The organism is Streptomyces sp. NPDC086989 (assembly GCF_044745505.1).
GTDB lineage: Bacteria > Actinomycetota > Actinomycetes > Streptomycetales > Streptomycetaceae > Streptomyces.
This window is the reverse complement of the sequence record NZ_JBIVAL010000014.1, coordinates 118,200-137,862: the sequence shown is the minus strand read 5'-3', so window position 1 is coordinate 137,862 and position 19,663 is coordinate 118,200. Positions and strand designations below refer to the sequence as shown.

Here is a 19,663-nt window from a genome sequence, read left to right as displayed (position 1 = left end):
GCGGGGATACGGCCCTTTGGTGCCGCTACGGTCCTCAGCCTCGGATGAGGTTGCGGAGCACGTACTGCATGATGCCGCCGTTGCGGTAGTAGTCCGCCTCACCCGGGGTGTCGATGCGGACGACCGCGTCGAACTCCACACCGGTGTCGGTGGTGACCTTGACGGTGCGCGGGGTGGTGCCGTTGTTCAGCTCCTCCACACCGGTGAAGGAGAAGGTCTCCTCGCCGGTGAGGCCCAGCGCGGCCGCCGAGGCGCCCTCCGGGAACTGGAGCGGGAGCACGCCCATGCCGATCAGGTTCGAGCGGTGGATGCGCTCGTAGGACTCGGCGATGACGGCCTTGACGCCGAGCAGCGCGGTGCCCTTGGCCGCCCAGTCGCGGGACGAGCCGGAGCCGTACTCCTTGCCCGCCAGGATGACCAGCGGGATGCCGGCGGCCTGGTAGTTCTGCGAGGCGTCGTAGATGAACGCGACCGGCGCGCCCTCGACGGTGAAGTCGCGGGTGAAGCCGCCCTCGGTGCCCGGCGCGATCTGGTTGCGCAGGCGGATGTTGGCGAACGTACCGCGGATCATGACCTCGTGGTTGCCGCGGCGGGAACCGTACGAGTTGAAGTCGCGGCGCTCGACGCCGTGCTCGGTGAGGTACTTGCCGGCCGGGGTGTCGGCCTTGATCGCACCGGCCGGGGAGATGTGGTCGGTGGTGACCGAGTCGCCCAGCTTCGCCAGCACGCGCGCGCCGGCGATGTCGGAGACCGGGGTGGTCTCCATCGTCATGCCCTCGAAGTAGGGGGGCTTGCGGACGTAGGTGGACTGCGGGTCCCACTCGAAGGTGTTGCCGGTCGGGATCGACAGCGCCTGCCACTGGGCGTCGCCCGCGAAGACGTCCTGGTAGGACTTGCTGAACATGTCCTCGCCGATGGCGTTCGCCACGACGTCGTTGACCTCGGCCTCGGAGGGCCAGATGTCCTGGAGGAAGACCGGCTTGCCCTCGGTGTCGATGCCGATGGCGTCCTTGGTGATGTCCACCTTCATGGAGCCCGCGATGGCGTACGCGACGACCAGCGGCGGGGAGGCCAGGTAGTTCATCTTGACGTCGGGGTTGATGCGGCCCTCGAAGTTGCGGTTGCCCGAGAGGACCGAGGTGACCGCGAGGTCGTGCTCGTTGATCGCCTTCGAGATCTCCTCGTCCAGCGGACCGGAGTTGCCGATGCAGGTGGTGCAGCCGTACCCGACGAGGTTGAAGCCCATCTTGTCGAGGTACGGGGTCAGGCCGGCCTTGTCGAAGTAGTCGGTGACGACCTTCGAGCCCGGGGCCAGGGTGGTCTTGACCCACGGCTTGCGGGACAGGCCCTTCTCGACCGCCTTCTTGGCCACGAGCGCCGCGGCGACCATGACGTAGGGGTTCGAGGTGTTGGTGCAGGAGGTGATCGCGGCGACGGTGACGGCGCCGTGGTCGATCTCGAACGAGGTGCCGTCGGCCAGGGTGACCTGGGTCGGGCGGGTCGGTACGCCGTTGACGGCGGCCGGGGCGTCGGACGCCGGGAAGGACTCCTTGCCGGCCTCCTCGTCGTCGGAGACGTAGTTGCGCACGTCGACGGCGAACTGCTCGGCGGCGTTGGCCAGGACGATGCGGTCCTGCGGGCGCTTCGGACCGGCGATGGAGGGGACGACCGTGGAGAGGTCGAGCTCCAGCTTCTCGGAGAAGTCCGGCTCGGCGGCCGGGTCAAGCCACAGGCCCTGCTCCTTGGCGTACGCCTCGACGAGCGCGACCTGCTGGGCGTCGCGGCCGGTCAGGCGCAGGTACTTCAGGGTCTCGCCGTCGATCGGGAAGATCGCGGCGGTGGAGCCGAACTCCGGCGACATGTTGCCGATGGTGGCGCGGTTCGCCAGCGAGGTGGCGGCGACGCCCTCACCGTAGAACTCGACGAACTTGCCGACGACGCCGTGCTTGCGGAGCATCTCGGTGATGGTCAGCACGAGGTCGGTCGCGGTGGTGCCGGTCGGCAGCTCGCCGGTCAGCTTGAAGCCGACGACGCGCGGGATCAGCATGGAGACCGGCTGGCCGAGCATCGCGGCCTCGGCCTCGATGCCGCCGACGCCCCAGCCGAGCACGCCGAGGCCGTTGACCATGGTGGTGTGCGAGTCGGTGCCGACGAGGGTGTCGGGGTACGCCTGGCCGTTACGGACCATGACGGTACGGGCCAGGTGCTCGATGTTGACCTGGTGGACGATGCCGGTGCCCGGCGGGACGACCTTGAAGTCGTCGAAGGCGGTCTGGCCCCAGCGCAGGAACTGGTAGCGCTCCTTGTTACGGCCGTACTCCAGCTCGACGTTCTGCGCGAAGGCGTCCTTCGTGCCGAACTTGTCGGCGATGACCGAGTGGTCGATGACCATCTCGGCGGGCGAGAGCGGGTTGATCTTCGCCGGGTCGCCGCCGAGCGCCTTCACGGCCTCGCGCATGGTGGCGAGGTCCACGACGCAGGGGACGCCGGTGAAGTCCTGCATGATCACGCGGGCCGGCGTGAACTGGATCTCCTCGCTGGGCTGGGCCTGCGAGTCCCAGTTCCCGAGCGACCGGATGTGGTCGGCGGTGATGTTCGCGCCGTCCTCGGTGCGGAGCAGGTTCTCCAGCAGCACCTTCAGGCTGTAGGGAAGGCGGGCGGAGCCCTCAACCTTGTCCAGCCGGAAGATCTCGTACGACTCGTCGCCCACCTGCAGCGTGCTGCGGGCGTCGAAGCTGTTCGCCGACACGACAGTCTCCTTCATGCATGAAATTCGCGCGTTTTACCGCAATCCTGCCGCCACGCCCTGGGGCCAGTCCGCTAAGGTAAGGCTAAGTTAGGTGAGCCTTACCAGCAGGGGCGGCTGCGGTACGCCTTCGGCAGATATCTCGATGTCGAGATAACTCTAGTGCATTGCCGCGCCCTGGTCATGCACGGCATGGGCCACATCACACCGGCCCCCGCCGTGCGGACGGGGGCACGGCCAGCGAAGACGTACGCACGGCCAGCGCGGCCGGCACGGTCAGCTGGCCCGGCGGCGCGCCCTGCGGGGACTCCAGCAGGGCGACCAGCGCGTCGACGGCGCTCTCCCCGATCACCTCCGGACGCAGGGTCACGGTGCTCACCGCCGGGTCGCCCGCCGCGTAGGAGGGGTCCTCGCTCGCGCAGACGAGCCGCAGCTGCGCGGGTATCCGCAGCCCGTGCCGGGCGGCGGCCGCCAGCACCTGGCGGCCGCCGGGGTCGTACACGCAGTACACGGCGTCGGGGCGCCCGCCGGGCGCGGCGAACACCGCGTCGAACGCGTGCCCGGCGCTGTCGTCGGGGTGGAAGGGGACCACCAGCGGGGCCGTCCCGCGCTCGGCGCACCAGCGGGCGTGGGCCGCGGTGACGGCCCCGGTGTAGTGCTCCCGGCCGTACGCGGAGTGCAGCGCGATCCGGCGGGCCCCGCAGGCGGCGAGGTGGTCGAGGACCTCGCGGGTGGTGGCCTCGTGGTCGTTGTCCACCCACACGTCCCCCGGCCGGGGGTCCGGGGGACGGCCGTCGAAGACGACCGGCAGGCCGCGGGCCCGCAGGGCGCGCAGCACCGGGTCGCCGGCCGGGCTGTCGAGCAGCAGCATCCCGTCGACGGCGAGGGTGTGCCACAGGGGTTCGGCGCCCCGGTCGGCGGGCAGCACCGTGAGGGCGTAGCCGCGGGCGTGGGCGGCCGCGGTGGCGGCGGTCAGCAGCCGGGAGAAGTAGGCGATCTCGACGTAGTTCCAGGCGGAGCCGACGTACGTGGTGACGGCGAGGCCGAGCGTACGGGTCCGGGGGCCGCGGCGGGCGCTGTAGCCGAGGGCGGCCGCGACCTCGCGGACCCGCCGGCGGGTGGACTCGCCGACGCGGCCGGTGCCGCCCAGGGCGTGCGAGACGGTCGCGGTGGAGACCTCCGCGGCGCGCGCGATGTCGGCGATGGTCGGTCCGGGCCCGGGCACGGGGTCATCGTACGGACGGCGGTGCGGATTTCGTCGACCGCGGCGGGTTCTGGTTAAGGGGTTAATCAAACAGTGTCCTGGCCACACCGACGTTTGGAGTGGCCATGACCTCTTCTTCCCGTTCCTCCTCCCCCTCCGCCGCCCCCGCACCCTCCCCCCTCTCCCGCCGGGGGCTGCTGGCGGCCGCCGGCGCGGCGGGTGCTGCCGGCCTGCTGGGCGCGGGCCCGGCGGCGGCCGCGGCCGGTTCCGGCGGGCGCGGTTCGGCCGCCCTGGTGATCCACAACGCCCGGGTGTTCACCGGGACCACGGGCGGCGGGGCGCCCGTCGAGGCGCTCGCGGTCGGCCGGGACGGCAAGATCCTGGCCACCGGGAGCGGTTCGGCGGTGCGCCGGCACGTCGGGCGGGACACCGAGGTCGTCGACGCGCGCGGCAACACGGTGATGAGCGGTGTCCACGACGGGCACGTGCACCCGCTGGGCGCCGGCGACCGGTCCCTGCGGCCCTCGCTGGAGGGGGCCGAGACCACCCTGCCCGAGCTCCGGGAGCTGCTGACCGGCTTCCTCGCCGACACCGGCGGCGCGGGCGCCGAGCCGGACCGCTGGCTGGTGGTGGAGGACTGGAACCCCGTCGGGCTGCTGCCGGCCGGGAGCGTGCCGCACCACTCGATGCTGGACGCGCTGGAGACCCGCAGACCGGTCGCGCTGGTCGGCGGGGACGGCCACAACCTCTGGGCGAACCGGCGGGCCCTGGAGATCGCCGGGATCACCGCGGCCACCCCGGACCCGGTCGGCGGCCGGATCGTGAGGGGTGCGGACGGGCAGCCGACGGGCGTCCTCAAGGACGACGCACAGGACCTCGTGCAGCGGCACGTGCCGCAACCAACCCGGGCCGAACTGGTCGAAGCCTGCGCGAAGGTGCTCGGGCTGGCGGCCGCGTCCGGGGTCACCACGATGATGGACGCCCTGGTGGGACGGCACGAGCTGGAGCTCTACCAGGCCCTGTCGGCGGCGGGGAGGCTGCCGCAGCGGATCGTGCCGGCCATCCGGCTGGACGCGGAGCAGACCAAGGACCCGGCGGGGGCCCTGGCGTACGCGGGCGGGCTGCGAAAGGAGTTCGAGGGGGTGCGCGGCCTGCGGTTCGGGACGGTGAAGGTGTTCCTGGACGGGGTCATCGAGTACCCGGCGCAGACCGCCGCGCTGCTGGAGCCCTACCTGGACGGGAACGGCAGGCCGACCGCGAACAGCGGCGAGCTGTACACCTCGGCGGCGGACTACGGCCGGCTGACGGCGGCGTTCAACCGGGCCGGCTGGCAGCTGCACGCCCACGGGCTGGGCGACCGGGCGGTGCGCACGGCCCTGGACGGCTACGCGTACGCCCGCCGGGTGACCGGTCTGCGGGACCCGCGCAACACCATCGCCCATCTGCAGCTGGTGGACCCGGCGGACCTGCGGCGCTTCGCTCAGCTGGGCGTCGCGGCGTGCATGCAGCTCCAGTGGGCGGCGCAGGACACCTGGACGATGGACGCCCTGCTCCCGTACATCGGCCCCGCGCGCCACCGGTGGATGTACCCGGCGCGCAGCCTGGAGCGGGCGGGGGCCCGGCTGACCGGCGGCTCGGACTGGCCGGTGGACGCGCTCCAGGTGTGGAACCAGCTGCGGACCGCGGTCGACCGGCAGGGCGCGTACGGCACGGGCGAGCTGTACCGCGAACTGGAGGGACTGAGCCGCACGTCGGCCCTGCGGATGCACACGGCCGGGACGGCCTGGCAGCTGAAGCAGGAGGGGCTGACGGGGACGGTGGAGCCGGGCAAGGCGGCGGACCTGGTGCTGCTGGACCGGGATGTGACCCGCTGTCCGGTGGCCGACATCAGCGGGACGGGCGTCCGGATGACCCTGGTCGGCGGCCGGGTCGTGCACGACGCGGACTCGGAGGCCGGCCGGGCGGCGGCGACCGCCCTCACCCGCGCCGCCGCGGCCGCGCGCCCGGCGTCGTACACGGCGGTCCACGGCGGCCGCCACCACGCCTGCGGCCACTGACGGGTGACATCGGTTAGGTGATGCAGATAAAGGGGTAGATGTCCGTAATCAGCGAGATGCAGAGAAGCTCCGGGTGGAGCTGACGGTCCGTAACACCCGTCCGCCACACCCGAAGCAGGAGTCATCTCATATCTGAGATACGGTGCATCCATGGCAGACGACTACCTCGTACGCATCGGCAAGCTCATCCGTGACGCCCGGCAGCACCGGGGCTGGACGCAGAGTCAACTCGCGGATGCGCTCGGCACCAGCCAGAGCGCCGTGAACCGGATCGAGCGCGGAAACCAGAACATCAGCCTTGAGATGATCGCCCGGATCGGTGAAGCTCTCGACAGCGAGATCGTCTCTCTGGGCTACGCGGGCCCGATGCACCTGCGCGTCGTCGGTGGCCGCCGGCTGTCCGGCGCCATCGACGTCAAGACGAGCAAGAACGCGTGCGTGGCCCTGCTCTGTGCCACGCTGCTCAACAAGGGCCGTACGGTACTGCGCCGGGTCGCCCGCATCGAGGAGGTCTACCGCCTCCTCGAAGTGCTGAACTCCATCGGCGTCCGCACCCGCTGGATCAACGACGGCGTGGACCTGGAGATCGTCCCGCCGGCCCGCCTCGACATGGACGCCATGGACGCGGACGCGGCCCGCCGCACCCGCAGCATCATCATGTTCCTGGGCCCGCTGCTGCACCGGATGGACCAGTTCCGCCTGCCGTACGCCGGTGGGTGCGACCTCGGCACCCGCACCATCGAGCCGCACATGATCGCCCTGCGCCGCTTCGGCCTGGACATCACCGCGACCGAGGGCATCTACCACGCGAAGGTCGAGGCGGGAGTCTCGCCGGACCGCCCGATCGTGCTGACCGAGCGCGGGGACACCGTCACCGAGAACGCCCTGCTGGCCGCCGCCCGGCACGACGGCGTCACGGTCATCCGCAACGCCTCCTCCAACTACATGGTCCAGGACCTGTGCTTCTTCCTGGAGGCGCTCGGCGTCGAGGTCGAGGGCGTCGGCACGACCACCCTCACCGTCCACGGCGTCCCGAACATCGACGTCGACGTGGACTACTCCCCCTCCGAGGACCCGGTCGAGGCGATGAGCCTGCTCGCCGCCGCGGTGGTCACGGAGTCGGAGCTGACGATCCGCCGGGTCCCGATCGAGTTCATGGAGATCGAGCTCGCCGTGCTGGAGGAGATGGGCCTGGACCACGACCGCTCGGCGGAGTACACGGCCGACAACGGCCGCACCCGCCTGGTCGACCTGACGGTCCGCCCCTCGAAGCTCGAAGCCCCGATCGACAAGATCCACCCGATGCCGTTCCCCGGGCTGAACATCGACAACGTCCCGTTCTTCGCGGCGATCGCGGCCACCGCCCAGGGCCAGACCCTGATCCACGACTGGGTGTACGACAACCGGGCCATCTACCTGACGGACCTGAACCGCCTCGGCGGCCGCCTCCAGCTCCTGGACCCCCACCGCGTCCTGGTCGAGGGCCCCACCCGCTGGCGCGCGGCGGAGATGATGTGCCCGCCGGCCCTGCGCCCGGCGGTGGTCGTCCTCCTGGCGATGATGGCGGCGGAGGGCACCTCGGTGCTGCGCAACGTCTACGTCATCAACCGCGGCTACGAGGAACTGGCCGAACGCCTCAACTCGGTGGGCGCCCAGATCGAGATCTTCCGCGACATCTAAGAAAATAGATAAACAGGGTTCAATCAGGGCATAGCTCGAATCCTTGAAAACAGGCCCTAACCTGCGGAAATGCCTTCCACTGGCTGTCGACACTTTCCAGCATCTTCCGGCGCCTTGTGCAGGGAATGTGCAACCGGGCCCACGGGGAGGCGATGGTCTACGCCTTTCTCGACATCATGGAGGGGCTCGTCGAGTTGACGGCCCGCAAGGGCGACAAGAGCGTCGAGGCCGTCATCGCCGGGATCCGGGAGTGGGAGGGTCGCGTACAGGATCGTCGGGATCGCGCGGCTGATGGAACACCGCTCGGAACGCAGGAAGACCGCCGCTGATCGGCTGCCGGGCGTGAAGCCCGTGCATCCGCCGCAGGATGCTGCGCTTCGCCGCGAGCAGCTGGGCACCGCCACGGAGGAGACCGAATCCTCACCCGACTCCGCCGAGCCGCCGACTGCCGCGCTGCTGACGGACCTGGGGCCACGAGGTCCACGCGCAACTAGAAGCCCCTGCCAGCGCTCCGGCAGGGGCTTCTTCAGGCCCACGGCAAGCGGGAGCGACGGCACCACGGATCTCGCTAACGCGGGCATCAGATCCCACCTCAGTTGCCCCTCAAATCCTGTGCAGCGAAACCCGGTTGAGCCCAGCCTGAGGGCATGGAACTCTCCACTCTGCTCGCCATCGCCGTGCCCTTGGCGACGCTGCTGGGCGGCCTGGGCGGCGCCGTGATCAACGGCGCGGCCACCCGTCGCTCCAGTGTCCGCTCGGCGGAGGCGGCCGCGAAGGCCACCCACGCCAAGGAACAGCTGGACGCCCTCGGGAACTACCTGGACGCGGTCCGCAACGAGCCCGAGCGCGCCACAGCCGCCTACTACCGCGCCTCCCGCTACGCCCCCACGAGCGAGATCGAGGGCGCGGTCGAACGCCTTGAGGACGCCCGAAACGCCCGCCCTGCCACCGCGCCCGGTCCACGCCCGGGTTCGATCCAGATGCGGCAGCTCAAGCGCTGGGTCGAAGACGAGCAGGCCGCCGACGAAGCGGGGCAGGGCTACGGGAGCATGCACCGCGACGCCCTGAGTGCCGTGAATCGCTTCATCTCCCGCCAGGACGAGGCTCACGCGAAGGGCGAGCCTGAAGAGGATCCCGAGCCGTTGGTCGCAGAACTGGTGGCCTGGCAGGTGGAATCGGCGGAATGGGCCCGCCGGCTGCTGGCCACGCCCGAGGCGCGGGCGAAGTGGGGGGCGAGCAGGGACACGTGGCGTCTGGAGCGGGACCAGGCCTTGCTGGAGGTTTCTCTCGCCCTGAGCAGGCTGGAGCGCCTGGTGCGTGCGTGGATGCGCGGCCAGCGGTAGATCGGCCGGCGATCAGGCCGCCGACATGAGCACCGGCGCACGCCCGACGCACCAGTTCGCGCGTCCGACCCTCAGAGCGGCTTGTAGAAGAACGCCTCGCCCCGCAAGAACTGCCTGTAGCTCGTCGTCGTGGGCACCGTCGGTTCATACGGCATATCCAGGCTCAGGCTGATGTCTGGGAAACGCCGAAAGTTCTTGGTTCGCGGCTCCCTGCCGAGCGTCCCGTACTCGTGGGCCAATCGGTCATCCTGATCTTTTCGCTTAGCCGGAACGCGCCACGCCTTCTTCCGTGTAGCGATAACGGGCGGCAGGGGATGCGCCAAGTGCTCCAGTCCGACACGTGGATTCAGCGCCCGCTCGGCCCGCGCTACCGCACCCTGCGTAAACCCTCCCGCTGCGTACAGAATGCCTCGTTCTGCACCCAGGTCGAGAAGCTTGCCAATGAACTCGTCAACGGTGCCGATCGAGACCCGCCGGCCGTAGCACTTGGCCTCGATGACCACCCGGAGCTTCTGCCCAGCAATGAGGCCTTCCGCGAGGGCGTCGATCTGACGTGGCACTCCACTTAGTTCGCCAAGGTGCATCTCATTGTGCGTGATCGATGCGTCCGCATCGATCGCCTTGACGAGAGCAGCTACCCGCTTCTCGTACGCCAACCAGAACGCGGCATCTTCGGGCTTCTTCTTCTTGGGCTGGCCATGCCCGGCAGTCGTCATCTCAGGACTCTAGCTCCGCCCACCGACACCGATTTGGGAGGGCGTCACTACGAACACGATGACCTCCCCTCCACCCAACATCGGCGAGCGCTGCCCTCGGCCACCGTCGCCCGAGACCTGGCCGAGCCCGTGGGGAGCGAGAGGCTGCGCTGGCTACTTCTGCTCGCGAGAAATTCATCGCGACCGGGAGAATAGTCCATATATCGCCCCATCTCGGAGCAAGGAGGGTTGAGACATACTGCCGGTCATCCTCGGCGCCATCGGCCGTGTCGCAGGCAGTGCCCTCGCGCGAGGTGCCGCTTCCTCCGCCACCCGCGCCGCCGCCCGCCGCCGGCGAAGCCGCGGGCAGCGCAGCAGGATCCGGCTCCCGCGTCCTGTCGGGCATACAGTTCGGCGCCACCTTCGCTCGCGGCAAGAACGACGCCGAATCCCGCCGCCCCGAAGACCCCCCGGAGCCGGACCCCTATCGGAGCTGACCATGCCCGTACCCGCCAGCACCAGCAGCGAAGAGGGCAAGAAGGAAGGGGGCCGAAGAAATGACCACGCACCGCAGCGGTCCATGGCCGCAGAACTCGACGAGGGCCTGACCGACGGCTCCGCCAAGAAGTGGGTCCGTGAGCGCGGCGGCCAGGTCGAGTACACCGCCGCCTCCCGCCGACACCTGCCCTCCAACCTCTACGGCATCCGCGAGGACGGCAAGAAGGTCGACCCCTTCGGCCAGATCGTTTACACCCCCAACACCACCCCTGGCCGCAAGCTCCTCTACCTCGGAGGCTGAGAGTGAGCCTGTAGGGCAACCGGCCCCATGGTCCACATCCAGCACCAGGTTGCCCATGACGGCCCCGTGCTGGTCTTCGACAATCCCAAGGGCGGCACCGAGGACGATCCCCGCGACCGCTGGGTGGAGCTGGGCGATGCCGTCGCCGAAGCCCTGCTGGAGCATATGGAGAAGTACCCGCCGATCGAGGTGACGCTCCCCTGGCGGACGCGCGACGGCGAGCCAGTAACGAAGAAGATCTTCTTCTTCGGCCGCGAGAAGGAGCCGATCCAGTCCAATTGGTTCAACTCGTACGTGTGGAAGGTCGCCCTGGCCGCCGTCCGGCTCACCAAGTACCTCGACCCGAAGAAACCGGGCCGGCGGTGGGAGAAGTCCCGCGACAAGGTGATGCACGCGCTCCGGCATCTCTACCCGTCAATGATGTCGGCCGGCGGAGTCGACACCCTCGCGGACCGCCTCGGACACGCCGATCCGGCATTCACTTTGCGTAACTACGTCCACCGAGTCGCGGGAGCGGGTGCGGAGGTCCGTCAGGCAGTGCGGAGCATGTACGGGAGAACCGCCTGATGTGCAGGTCGGCCCGGTCGTGCAGGGTTTGTGCAAGATGATCTCGAAAGACCATCGTTTCCGCAGGTCAGACACCACACTGCACAGTCCCGGGACATCTAGGAGCACGGCGGCAGCCGCCCGGCGCCCGGGCGGGCGGCGGGTCGTGGTTACCGTGGGGGGATGGATGACTCCCTGAGCCTCGAGCCTTGGGCCGAAGGCGATTTCTGGCTGCTGCTGCGCAAGAACGAGCCGGTGATGACCGCGCATCTCGGCGGCCCGGAGAGCGACGCCAAGCTCCAGGACCGGCATGCGCGGTACCTCGCGCTCAGCGCCCGCGAACCGGCGGCCGGGCGGATGTTCCGGGTCGTCGCGGACGGCGAGAGCGTGGGCAGCATCGGCTTCTGGGAGCGCGTCTGGAACGGCGAGGAGGTCTACGAGACCGGCTGGGGCATCCTGCCCGAGTTCCAGGGCCGCGGTCTCGCCGCGCGGGCGGCCCGCGCGCTCGTCGCCCATGCGCGGGAACACGGTACGCGCCGCCACCTCCACGCGTTCCCGTCCGTCGACCACGGGGCGTCCAACGCGGTCTGCCGCGCGGCGGGTTTCGTACTGCTCGGTGAGACCCGGTTCGAGTACCCGCCGGGCCACTGGCACGCGAGCAACGACTGGCGGGCGGCTCTGGCGTAGGCGGCCCCCGCAGACCTGGGCGACCGGGCCGACCGGCTGGTTTCAGCCGGTCGGCGGGGTGATCCCCGGCGCCCCGGGCGACCGCCGGGCAGAATCGGGGCCGTACGTACGGTGTCGAGGGGGCGGCCATGGCAGTGGGAGCAAAGGCGGACGGCGCAGCCGGCGGTACGGAGGTTCCCGCACTCGCGGGGATTCCGTTGGTCGGTTCGCTGTTCGACCTGAAATCGGACTCGCTCGGGACCTATCTGCGCGCCCGGCAGCAGCACGGCGACGTCGTACGGATCACCGCCGGGCCGCCCGGGCTGCGGGCCGAGCTCTACTGCGTCTTCTCCGCCGAGGGCGCGCAGCAGGTACTGGCCGCGGAGTCGGCCAACTTCCGCAAGGACAACGCCTTCTACCAGGAGCTCCGGGACTCCTTCGGGAACGGGCTGCTGACCAGCCAGGACGAGGACTACCTGCGCCAGCGGCGGCTGGTGCAGCCGCTCTTCACCAAGCGCCGGGTGGACGGCTACGCGGGCGCCGTCGCCGCCGAGACCCGGGCCGTCGTCGAGAGCTGGGAGCGGGCCCCGGACTCCGTGATCGACGTCGGCGAGGAGATGATGCGGCTCGCCCTGCGCGCGGTCGCCCGCATCCTGTTCGGCACCGACGTGGAGGCCACCGTCGACGTGGTCGACCGGTGTTTTCCGGTCATCACGGAGTACGTGCTGCGCCGCGGCTACTCCCCCGCCAACATCCCCCGCACCTGGCCCACACCCGGCAACAAGCGGGCCGCCGCGGCGATGGACGAGCTGTACGCGGTCTGCGACAAGATCATCGCCGAGCGGCGAGGCGGGGACGGGGCCACGGCCGGGGACGGGGGCGGGCACGGGGGCCAGGGAGAGGGCGAGGGCGAGGACCTGCTGAGCCTGCTCGCCGCCGCGACGAGCACGGACGACGCGCAGTTCGACGCCGCCGAACTGCGCGACCAGGTGCTGATCTTCCTGCTCGCCGGGCACGAGACGACCGCCACCTCGCTCGCCTTCTCCCTGCACCTGCTGGCCCGCCACCCCGAGCAGCAGGCGCGGGCCCGCGAGGAGGTCTCCCGCGTGCTGGGCGACCGTACGCCGGAGGCCGCCGACCTGGACCGGCTCCCGTACCTCACCCAGGTCCTCAAGGAGGCGATGCGGCTCTATCCGGCGGCGCCGGTCATCGGCCGCGGTTCGGTCGCGGCCACCGAGGTCGGGGGGCATCGCGTCCCGGCGGGCTCGGACGTGATCCTGGCCCCGTGGGTGACGCACCGCCACCCCCGCTACTGGCCGGATCCGGACCGCTTCGACCCGGACCGCTTCACCCCGGAGGCCGAGGCCGGCCGCCCCCGCTACGCGTGGTTCCCGTTCGGCGGCGGCCCGCGCGCCTGCATCGGGCAGCACTTCTCGATGCTGGAGTCGGTGATCGCGCTGGCGATGGTCCTACGGGCGTACGAGTTCGAGGCCGTGGACACCGAGGTCCCGGTCAGCGCCGGCATCACCCTGCGGGCGGACGGCCCGATCCGCTGCCGCATCCGGCCGCACGGGTGACACAGGTGACACAGGTGACCCGGGTGACACAGGTGCGCATGGGTGGGCACGGCTGAGGTGAGGGCCGTCGGCTAGACGGCCGCCGGGGCGTGGTGGCCCTTGAGGCGTTCCAGGTCAGAGGGGCGGACCTGGATCGCGAAGAGCGCGATGCCCGCCGCGACCAGGGCGAAGCAGGCGGCGACGATGAACGCGGCGCTCACGCCCGAGGTGAGCACCTGATCGCCCCAGGGGTCCGGGAGCCGGCCGGTGCGCAGGAACAGGGCCTTCTGGACGGGGTCGGCCTGACCGAGGAAGGCCGGCACCTGGGTGTGGGCCTCGTTGCGGCTTGCCGTGCCGAACACCGTGACCAGGATGGACAGGCCCAGTGATCCGCCCACCTGCTGCGTCGTGTTGAGCAGTCCGGAGGCCGCGCCCGACTCACGGTCGGCGACGTTGGACAGGGCCATCAGGGTCAGCGAGACGAACTGCATGCCCATGCCGAGGCTGAAGACGAGCATCGGGCCCAGGATGCTGCCGAGGTACGTCGAGTCGATGTCGGTCTGCGTCAGCCAGGCGAGGCCGGCGGCCGAGCAGAGCGCGCCCGTCACCATGAAGGGTTTGGGTCCGAGCTTCGGCAGGAGCTGGGAGGTGATGCCGGCGCCGACGGCGATGACGACGCTCACCGGCAGGAACGCGAGGCCGGCCTGGAGCGGGCTGAAGCCCAGGACGTTCTGCACGAACAGGGTCAGGAAGAAGAACATGCCGAACATCGCGCAGGCGAGGAAGAGCATGATGCCGTAGGACCCGGCCCGGTTGCGGTCGGCGAACATGTGCAGCGGTGTGATCGGCTGCGGCGAGCTCCGCTCGTTGAGGAAGAACAGCAGCAGCAGGACCACGGCCGCCCCGAAGGAGCCGAGGGTGATCGGGTCGGTCCAGCCGTCCTGCGAGGCCCGGATGAAGCCGTAGACCAGCGCGACCATGCCCAGGGTGGACAGCAGCGCGCCGGCGAGGTCGAAGTGGCCGGGGTGGCGTTCGGACTCGCGGATGACCCGGCGGGCCATCACGGCGATGGCCAGGGCGATCGGCACGTTGACGAAGAACACCCAGCGCCAGTTGAGCCATTCGACGAGGACGCCGCCGGCCAGCAGCCCGATCGCGCCGCCGCCCGCCGAGACGGCGGCGAACACCCCGAACGCGCGGTTGCGTGCCGGGCCTTCGCGGAAGGTGGTGGTGATCAGCGCCAGTGCGGTCGGGGAGGCGATGGCGCCGCCGACGCCCTGGAGGGCACGGGCCGCCAGCAGCTGGCCCTCGTTCTGTGCGAGCCCGCCGAGCAGGGAGGCCAGACCGAAGAGCAGCACGCCGGAGATGAACACGCGTTTGCGGCCGAGGATGTCGCCGGTGCGTCCGCCGAGGAGGAGGAGTCCGCCGAAGGTGAGGGTGTAGGCGTTGACGACCCAGGACAGGCTCTCGGTGGAGAAGCCGAGGGCGGTCTGGATGTGCGGCAGCGCGATGTTCACGATGGTGATGTCGAGCACGACCATGAGCTGGCACGAGGCGATGACGAACAGTGCGAGCCCGTTGCCGCTGCCTCGGACCTTGCCGTCGGTCCCGTTGCTGGTCGGCGTCGTGTTCCGGTCCACCCTTTCGACGCTAAACCTGGTCAGGGGGGTACACCACTCGAATGGCCTAGGCTGCGTGACATATACGGTGTGCCATTTCACATGACACACTACGGATCATGGATGACTTCCTCAGGCTCTCCGCGAGCACCGGCCGCTTCACGTACGGCGCCCCGCGCGCGTTCTCCTTCGGGGACGACGGCCGGCTGCTCTGGTTCCTCCGCTCCACCGGCCCCACCGACGCCTTCGACAGCCTCTGGGTCCTGGACACCGCCACCGGCACCGAAACCCGGCTCGCCGACCCCCGCGAGCTGTCCCCCGAGCCGGGCACCCTCCCCGCCGCCGAGCGCCGGCTGCGGGAGCGCATCCGGCTCGTCGCCGCCGGGATCGGCTCGTACGCGCTCTCCGGCGACGGCCGCAGCGCGGTGTTCCCGCTGTACGGGCGGCTGTTCCGGGTCGGCTGCGAACCGGACGGGCGGCCCGAGGAGGTCCCGGCCGCCGGGCCCGTCTTCGACCCCCGGCCCAACGCCGACGGCTCCCGCACCGCCTACGTCACCGGCGACGCCCTCCACACCTCCCCCGGCGGCCGGGTCAGCCCCGCCGACGGGGCCCGCTGGGGCGTCGCCGAGTTCGCCGCCGCCGAGGAGCTGGGCCGCGACCGCGGCCACTGGTGGTCCCCCGACGGGCAGAGCCTGCTGGCCGCCCGCGTCGACGAGTCCGCCCTCCCGCGGCGGTACTTCGCCGACCCCGCGCACCCCGAGCTCCCGGCCGAGGACTTCGCGTACCCGGAGGCGGGCGGGCCCAACGCCGAGGTCCAGCTGTGGGTGTTCGGCCCGGACGGCGCCCGCGTACGGCTCGACTGGGACGCCGCCGCGTACCCGTACCTCTCGGACGCCGACTGGGAGAGCGACGGGGAGATCCTGCTGACCGTCCAGGACCGGCTCCAGCAGTGCGTCCTGCTGCTCTCCGCCGACCCGGCCACCGGACAGACCCGGGAGCTCTCCCGCACCACCCACCCCCACTGGGTCGACCCGATGGTGCCCGGCACCCCAGCCCGGCTCGCCGACGGCCGGATGCTCACCGCCTGCGACACTCCCCCGGCCACCGCCGGGGGTGCCGGCGCGGGCGGCGCCGCCCGCGCCCTCGCCGTCGACGGGAAACCGCTGACCGGCGACGGGATCCAGGTCCGCCGGGTCGCGGGCACCCACCGCGGCCGGCTGCTCGTCGAGGCCGGGCGGCGCGACCCCGCCGAACAGCAGGTGCTCCTCCTCGACCCCGCCACCGGGGAGCTGACCCCGCTCGCCGACGGACCCGGGGTGAACAGCGTCCAGGCCTCCTCCGGGACGCTGCTGCTCACCACCGCCGACGCCGACGGGATCCGGCGCACCGTACGCACCGCCGACGGGCGGGAGTTCGAGCCCGCCGACCTGTCCGCGCCGCTGCCGTACCGGGTGGTCCCGCTGCTGGAGCGGGTCACCGAGCACGGCATCCCCACCGCGGTCGTGTTCCCCCGCGGCCACGTCCCCGGCCGGCGGCTGCCCGTCCTGGTGGACGGCTACGGCGGCCCCGGCTTCCAGGACGTGTCCGCCGAGCCGCGCCGCTGGCAGCACCGCCAGTGGTGGGCCGACCGGGGCTTCGCGGTGGTGACCGTCGACAACCGCGGAACCCCGTACGTCTCGCCCGCCTTCACCCACGCCATGTACCGCGGGTTCTCCGAGGTCACCCTGGACGACCAGGTCGCTGCGCTGCACGCGCTCGCCGAACGCCACCCGGACCTGGACCTCGGCCGGGTCGGGGTGCGCGGCTGGTCGTACGGCGGCTACCTGTCCGCGATGGCGGTGCTGCGCCGCCCGGACGTCTTCCACGCGGCGGCCGCCGGAGCCGCGCCGACCGACTTCCGGCACTACGACACGGCCTACACCGAGCGCTACCTCGGGCTCCCGCAGGAACACCCCGAGGTGTACGAACGCGACTCGCTGATCCCGGACGCCCCGAACCTGACCCGGCCGCTGCTGCTGATCACGGGCCTCGCCGACGACAACGTCCACCCCTCCCACACCCTGCGGCTCTCGCAGGCCCTGACGGACGCGGGGCGCCCGCACCAGCTCCTGGCCCTGCCCGGTGTCACCCACATGACCCCGAACGGCACGAAGGAGAAGCTCATGGCGATGGAACTGGAGTTCTTCCGCCGCGAACTGGCCTGACCGGCGGCGCGGCCGGTGACGTCGCTCAGCCGGTGGCGTCCCGGTGCGCGCCCCGCGCGAAGGCGAGGATCGCCGGCACGGCCTCGTGCAGGCTGGTGAAATGCCGGTGCACCCCGTCCACCGGGGCCAGCGTGTTGACCCCCCAGACCGTCATCCCGGCCCGCAGCCCCGACTCGACGCCGGACGGCGCGTCCTCGATGACCAGGCAGTCCTGCGGCGCGGCGCCGAGGCGCTCCGCGGCCAGCAGGTAGGGCACCGGCGACGGCTTTCCCTCGGCGACGCAGGCGGCGTCCACGACGACGTCCGGGACCGGCAGCCCGGTCCGGGCGAACCGCCCGCGCACCCGGTGCCCGTAGTTCGAGGTCACCAGCGCCCAGCGGCCCGGGGGCAGGCCGGCCAGCAGCTCCACCGCGCCGTCGAAGGCGGCGTAGACACCGGACCGGACGTCCTCGTCCTCCAGCTCGTGCAACGCGGCGAGGCAGGCCTGCGGGTCCCGCTCGGGAGCCACCTCCGCGAAGGTCTCCAGGGGACGCGTCCGCAGCGCCACCCGGTGGACGGCGGCGGGGTCGAGCCCGTGGCGCGCCGCCCACGCCGCCCAGACGCGGCGCTGGTTGGCGACCGCGTCGATCAGTGTCCCGTCCACGTCGAAGAGGACGTACGGCACCGGGGCGGGACGGGGAGGTCCGCCGTTCTCGTCGATCACGCCGCGATCATGTCATCGGCCCGTCGTGCCGCGGACGGCGGGAGGGCCCCGGGCCGGTCGTGCCGGCTCCGGGGCCCTCCCTCTTCCCCTGGATCCCCGTCAGTCACCGGGGAAGTGGCAGGCCACCTCGCGCGAGGCGGCGATCCGCAGCAGCGGGCGCTCCGTGCGGCAGAGCTCCTGCGCCTTCGGGCAGCGCGGATGGAACGTACAGCCCGGGGGCGGGGCGGCCGGGCTCGGCGGGTCGCCGAGCAGCACGATCCGCTCGCGCCGGCGCTCCGCCGCCGGGTCCGGCAGCGGTACCGCGGACAGCAGCGCCCGGGTGTACGGGTGCTGGGGGTTCCCGTACAGGGCGTGCTTCTCCCCGATCTCGACGATCCGGCCGAGGTACATGACGGCGACCCGGTCGCTGACGCGCTTCACCACCGACAGGTCGTGCGCGATGAACACGTAGGCCAGGCCCAGTTCGCGGCGCAGGCGTTCCATCAGGTTGACGATCTGCGCCTGGACGGAGACGTCGAGCGCGGAGACCGGCTCGTCCGCGACGATCAGCCGGGGGCTGGTGGCCAGTGAGCGGGCGATCCCGATGCGCTGGGCCTGGCCGCCGGAGAACTCGTGCGGGTAGCGGTCGATGTGCTCCGGGATCAGCCCGACCAGGTCCATCAGCTCGGCCGCCCGGCGGCGTGCGTCGGCTGCCGGCCAGCCCTGCACGAGCAGCGGGTCGGAGATGATCCGGGCCACCGTCTGGCGGGGGTTGAGGGAGGAGTGCGGGTCCTGGAAGACCATCTGGAGGTGGCGGCGCAGCGGCCGGAGCCTGCCCTGCGGGAGCCGTGTGATGTCCCGGCCGTCGAAGGTGACGGTGCCCGCAGTGGGTTCCAGCAGCCGCACCAGCATCCGGCCGGTGGTGGACTTCCCGCAGCCCGACTCGCCCACCAGGCCCAGGGTTTCGCCCGCCGCGAGGTCGAAGGAGATCCCGTCGACGGCGCGCACGGGCGCCCCCCGGCGCCCGGACGCGGAACGCCGGCCGGGGAACGTCATGGTCAGGTCCCGTACGGACAGCAGCGGTCCGGGCGGGGCAGGGTCCGCCCCGGTCCGGTCCGCCAGGGTGGTGGTGTCCGGGGGGCGGGCCTCTACGGTCATCGGATCGCCTCCGGGGCGGGGTCGGGCGCGGCGCCGGGCCGGGGGCCCTCCCCCGCGAAATGACAGGCGGCGGTGCGCGGGGCGGCGCCGTGGGGCCGCAGCTCGGGCCGTTCGGTGGCGCAGCGGTGGCGCTGCTCGCCGGTGGCCGCCGCCGCGAGCCCGCAGCGGGGGGCGAACGCGCAGCCCGGCGCTGGTGCGAGGAGGGAGGGCGGGGAGCCGGGGATGGCCCGCAGGGGCTCGTCGTCGGAGTCGTCCAGCCGGGGCAGCGAGTCGAGCAGGCCCCTGGTGTACGGGTGTGCGGGGTCGGCGAACAGCTCGTCGGCGCCGGCCTGTTCGGCGGCCCGGCCGCCGTACATGACCAGGACCTCGTGGGCGACGCGGGCGACCACGCCCAGGTCGTGGGTGATCATCACGACGCCGAGACCGCGTTCCTGCTGGAGCCGGGCGATGAGTTCCAGGATCTGCGCCTGCACGGTCACGTCGAGGGCCGTGGTGGGCTCGTCGGCGATCAGCAGGTCGGGTTCGCAGGCCAGGGCCATGGCGATCACCGCGCGCTGGCGCATGCCGCCGGAGAACTGGTGCGGGTACTCCCCGGCCCGGCGGGCGGGTTCCGGGATGCCGACCTCGCCGAGCATGTCGACGGCCCGCCTGCGCGCGGCGGCCCGGCCGGCCCTGAAGTGGACGCGGTAGTGCTCGGCGATCTGCTCG

The 19,663-nt window shown here is 71.6% G+C and carries 16 protein-coding genes; 9 read left to right on the top strand and 7 right to left on the bottom strand.

All coding sequences use genetic code 11. The features are described from left to right. Positions 1-34: 34 nt before the first annotated feature. Together acnA and ACIPK4_RS30095 are read right to left on the bottom strand one after the other, a co-directional pair. Positions 35-2,749, bottom strand: coding sequence for an aconitate hydratase AcnA (gene acnA, locus ACIPK4_RS30100; protein ID WP_376199408.1), 2,715 nt, complete (start codon positions 2,747-2,749; stop codon positions 35-37). Between the two features lie 199 nt (positions 2,750-2,948). After that, positions 2,949-3,971, bottom strand: a complete 1,023-nt coding sequence (locus ACIPK4_RS30095) for a LacI family DNA-binding transcriptional regulator (protein WP_402318339.1) — start codon at positions 3,969-3,971, stop codon at positions 2,949-2,951. Between the two features lie 104 nt (positions 3,972-4,075). Here ACIPK4_RS30095 and ACIPK4_RS30090 point away from each other — a divergent pair, with 104 nt between their 5' ends. The 4 genes from ACIPK4_RS30090 to ACIPK4_RS30075 all read left to right on the top strand — a co-directional run bounded on the left by ACIPK4_RS30090 (position 4,076) and on the right by ACIPK4_RS30075 (position 9,030). Continuing rightward, the gene (locus ACIPK4_RS30090) at positions 4,076-6,007 is read left to right on the top strand and encodes an amidohydrolase (protein ID WP_402318336.1); all 1,932 of its coding nucleotides are present in this window, start codon (positions 4,076-4,078) and stop codon (positions 6,005-6,007) included. Positions 6,008-6,157: 150 nt separating this feature from the next. Further along, complete coding sequence (locus ACIPK4_RS30085) at positions 6,158-7,687, top strand: helix-turn-helix domain-containing protein (protein ID WP_402318333.1); 1,530 nt, start codon at positions 6,158-6,160, stop codon at positions 7,685-7,687. Between the two features lie 152 nt (positions 7,688-7,839). Then, positions 7,840-8,016 carry a hypothetical protein gene (locus ACIPK4_RS30080; protein ID WP_402318331.1) on the top strand — a complete coding sequence of 59 codons (177 nt, stop codon included), beginning with the start codon at positions 7,840-7,842 and terminating at the stop codon, positions 8,014-8,016. Between the two features lie 318 nt (positions 8,017-8,334). Further along, positions 8,335-9,030: a hypothetical protein gene (locus tag ACIPK4_RS30075; RefSeq protein WP_402318328.1), complete on the top strand. Its 696-nt coding sequence runs from the start codon at positions 8,335-8,337 to the stop codon at positions 9,028-9,030. A gap of 71 nt (positions 9,031-9,101) precedes the next feature. Here ACIPK4_RS30075 and ACIPK4_RS30070 read toward each other — a convergent pair whose 3' ends face one another. Further along, on the bottom strand, positions 9,102-9,746 hold the full coding sequence (locus tag ACIPK4_RS30070; protein ID WP_402318325.1) for a restriction endonuclease: 645 nt from the start codon (positions 9,744-9,746) through the stop codon (positions 9,102-9,104). A gap of 478 nt (positions 9,747-10,224) precedes the next feature. On the opposite strand from ACIPK4_RS30070, the gene ACIPK4_RS30065 reads away from it, so the two are divergent. The 4 genes from ACIPK4_RS30065 (at position 10,225) to ACIPK4_RS30050 (ending at position 13,313) form a co-directional block, all read left to right on the top strand. After that, entirely contained in the window at positions 10,225-10,524 is a 300-nt protein-coding gene (locus tag ACIPK4_RS30065; protein ID WP_402318322.1) for a hypothetical protein, read from the top strand. A 27-nt stretch (positions 10,525-10,551) separates the two neighbouring features. Continuing rightward, entirely contained in the window at positions 10,552-11,091 is a 540-nt protein-coding gene (locus tag ACIPK4_RS30060) for a hypothetical protein (protein ID WP_402318319.1), read from the top strand. A gap of 162 nt (positions 11,092-11,253) precedes the next feature. Continuing rightward, on the top strand, positions 11,254-11,757 hold the full coding sequence (locus tag ACIPK4_RS30055) for a GNAT family N-acetyltransferase (protein ID WP_402318316.1): 504 nt from the start codon (positions 11,254-11,256) through the stop codon (positions 11,755-11,757). A 128-nt stretch (positions 11,758-11,885) separates the two neighbouring features. Continuing rightward, positions 11,886-13,313, top strand: a complete 1,428-nt coding sequence (locus tag ACIPK4_RS30050; RefSeq protein WP_402318313.1) for a cytochrome P450 — start codon at positions 11,886-11,888, stop codon at positions 13,311-13,313. Between the two features lie 71 nt (positions 13,314-13,384). Here ACIPK4_RS30050 and ACIPK4_RS30045 read toward each other — a convergent pair whose 3' ends face one another. Then, a complete protein-coding gene (locus ACIPK4_RS30045) occupies positions 13,385-14,932 on the bottom strand; it encodes an MFS transporter (protein ID WP_402318310.1) in 1,548 nt (515 codons plus the stop codon). Between the two features lie 98 nt (positions 14,933-15,030). Between ACIPK4_RS30045 and ACIPK4_RS30040 the strand changes: the two genes are divergently transcribed. After that, on the top strand, positions 15,031-17,115 hold the full coding sequence (locus ACIPK4_RS30040; protein ID WP_402318307.1) for a prolyl oligopeptidase family serine peptidase: 2,085 nt from the start codon (positions 15,031-15,033) through the stop codon (positions 17,113-17,115). A gap of 25 nt (positions 17,116-17,140) precedes the next feature. Here the strand turns inward: ACIPK4_RS30040 and ACIPK4_RS30035 are convergent, their stop codons facing one another. From ACIPK4_RS30035 to ACIPK4_RS30025, 3 genes are all read right to left on the bottom strand, one after another. Then, positions 17,141-17,818 carry an HAD family hydrolase gene (locus tag ACIPK4_RS30035; protein WP_402318304.1) on the bottom strand — a complete coding sequence of 226 codons (678 nt, stop codon included), beginning with the start codon at positions 17,816-17,818 and terminating at the stop codon, positions 17,141-17,143. Between the two features lie 99 nt (positions 17,819-17,917). Continuing rightward, on the bottom strand, positions 17,918-18,955 hold the full coding sequence (locus tag ACIPK4_RS30030; RefSeq protein ID WP_402318301.1) for an ABC transporter ATP-binding protein: 1,038 nt from the start codon (positions 18,953-18,955) through the stop codon (positions 17,918-17,920). Further along, the coding region (locus tag ACIPK4_RS30025; protein WP_402318298.1) for an ABC transporter ATP-binding protein at positions 18,952-19,663 on the bottom strand (712 nt) is incomplete at its 5' end. The genes ACIPK4_RS30025 and ACIPK4_RS30030, both read right to left, overlap by 4 nt.

Coding starts and splice junctions, on each gene's coding strand:
- ACIPK4_RS30090 (WP_402318336.1), top strand. CDS start 4,076: ATGACCTCTTCTTCCCGTTCCTCCTCCCCCTCCGCCGCCCCCGCACCC.
- ACIPK4_RS30085 (WP_402318333.1), top strand. CDS start 6,158: ATGGCAGACGACTACCTCGTACGCATCGGCAAGCTCATCCGTGACGCC.
- ACIPK4_RS30080 (WP_402318331.1), top strand. CDS start 7,840: ATGGTCTACGCCTTTCTCGACATCATGGAGGGGCTCGTCGAGTTGACG.
- ACIPK4_RS30075 (WP_402318328.1), top strand. CDS start 8,335: ATGGAACTCTCCACTCTGCTCGCCATCGCCGTGCCCTTGGCGACGCTG.
- ACIPK4_RS30070 (WP_402318325.1), bottom strand. CDS start 9,746: ATGACGACTGCCGGGCATGGCCAGCCCAAGAAGAAGAAGCCCGAAGAT.
- ACIPK4_RS30065 (WP_402318322.1), top strand. CDS start 10,225: ATGCCCGTACCCGCCAGCACCAGCAGCGAAGAGGGCAAGAAGGAAGGG.
- ACIPK4_RS30060 (WP_402318319.1), top strand. CDS start 10,552: ATGGTCCACATCCAGCACCAGGTTGCCCATGACGGCCCCGTGCTGGTC.
- ACIPK4_RS30055 (WP_402318316.1), top strand. CDS start 11,254: ATGGATGACTCCCTGAGCCTCGAGCCTTGGGCCGAAGGCGATTTCTGG.
- ACIPK4_RS30050 (WP_402318313.1), top strand. CDS start 11,886: ATGGCAGTGGGAGCAAAGGCGGACGGCGCAGCCGGCGGTACGGAGGTT.
- ACIPK4_RS30040 (WP_402318307.1), top strand. CDS start 15,031: ATGGATGACTTCCTCAGGCTCTCCGCGAGCACCGGCCGCTTCACGTAC.
- ACIPK4_RS30030 (WP_402318301.1), bottom strand. CDS start 18,955: ATGACCGTAGAGGCCCGCCCCCCGGACACCACCACCCTGGCGGACCGG.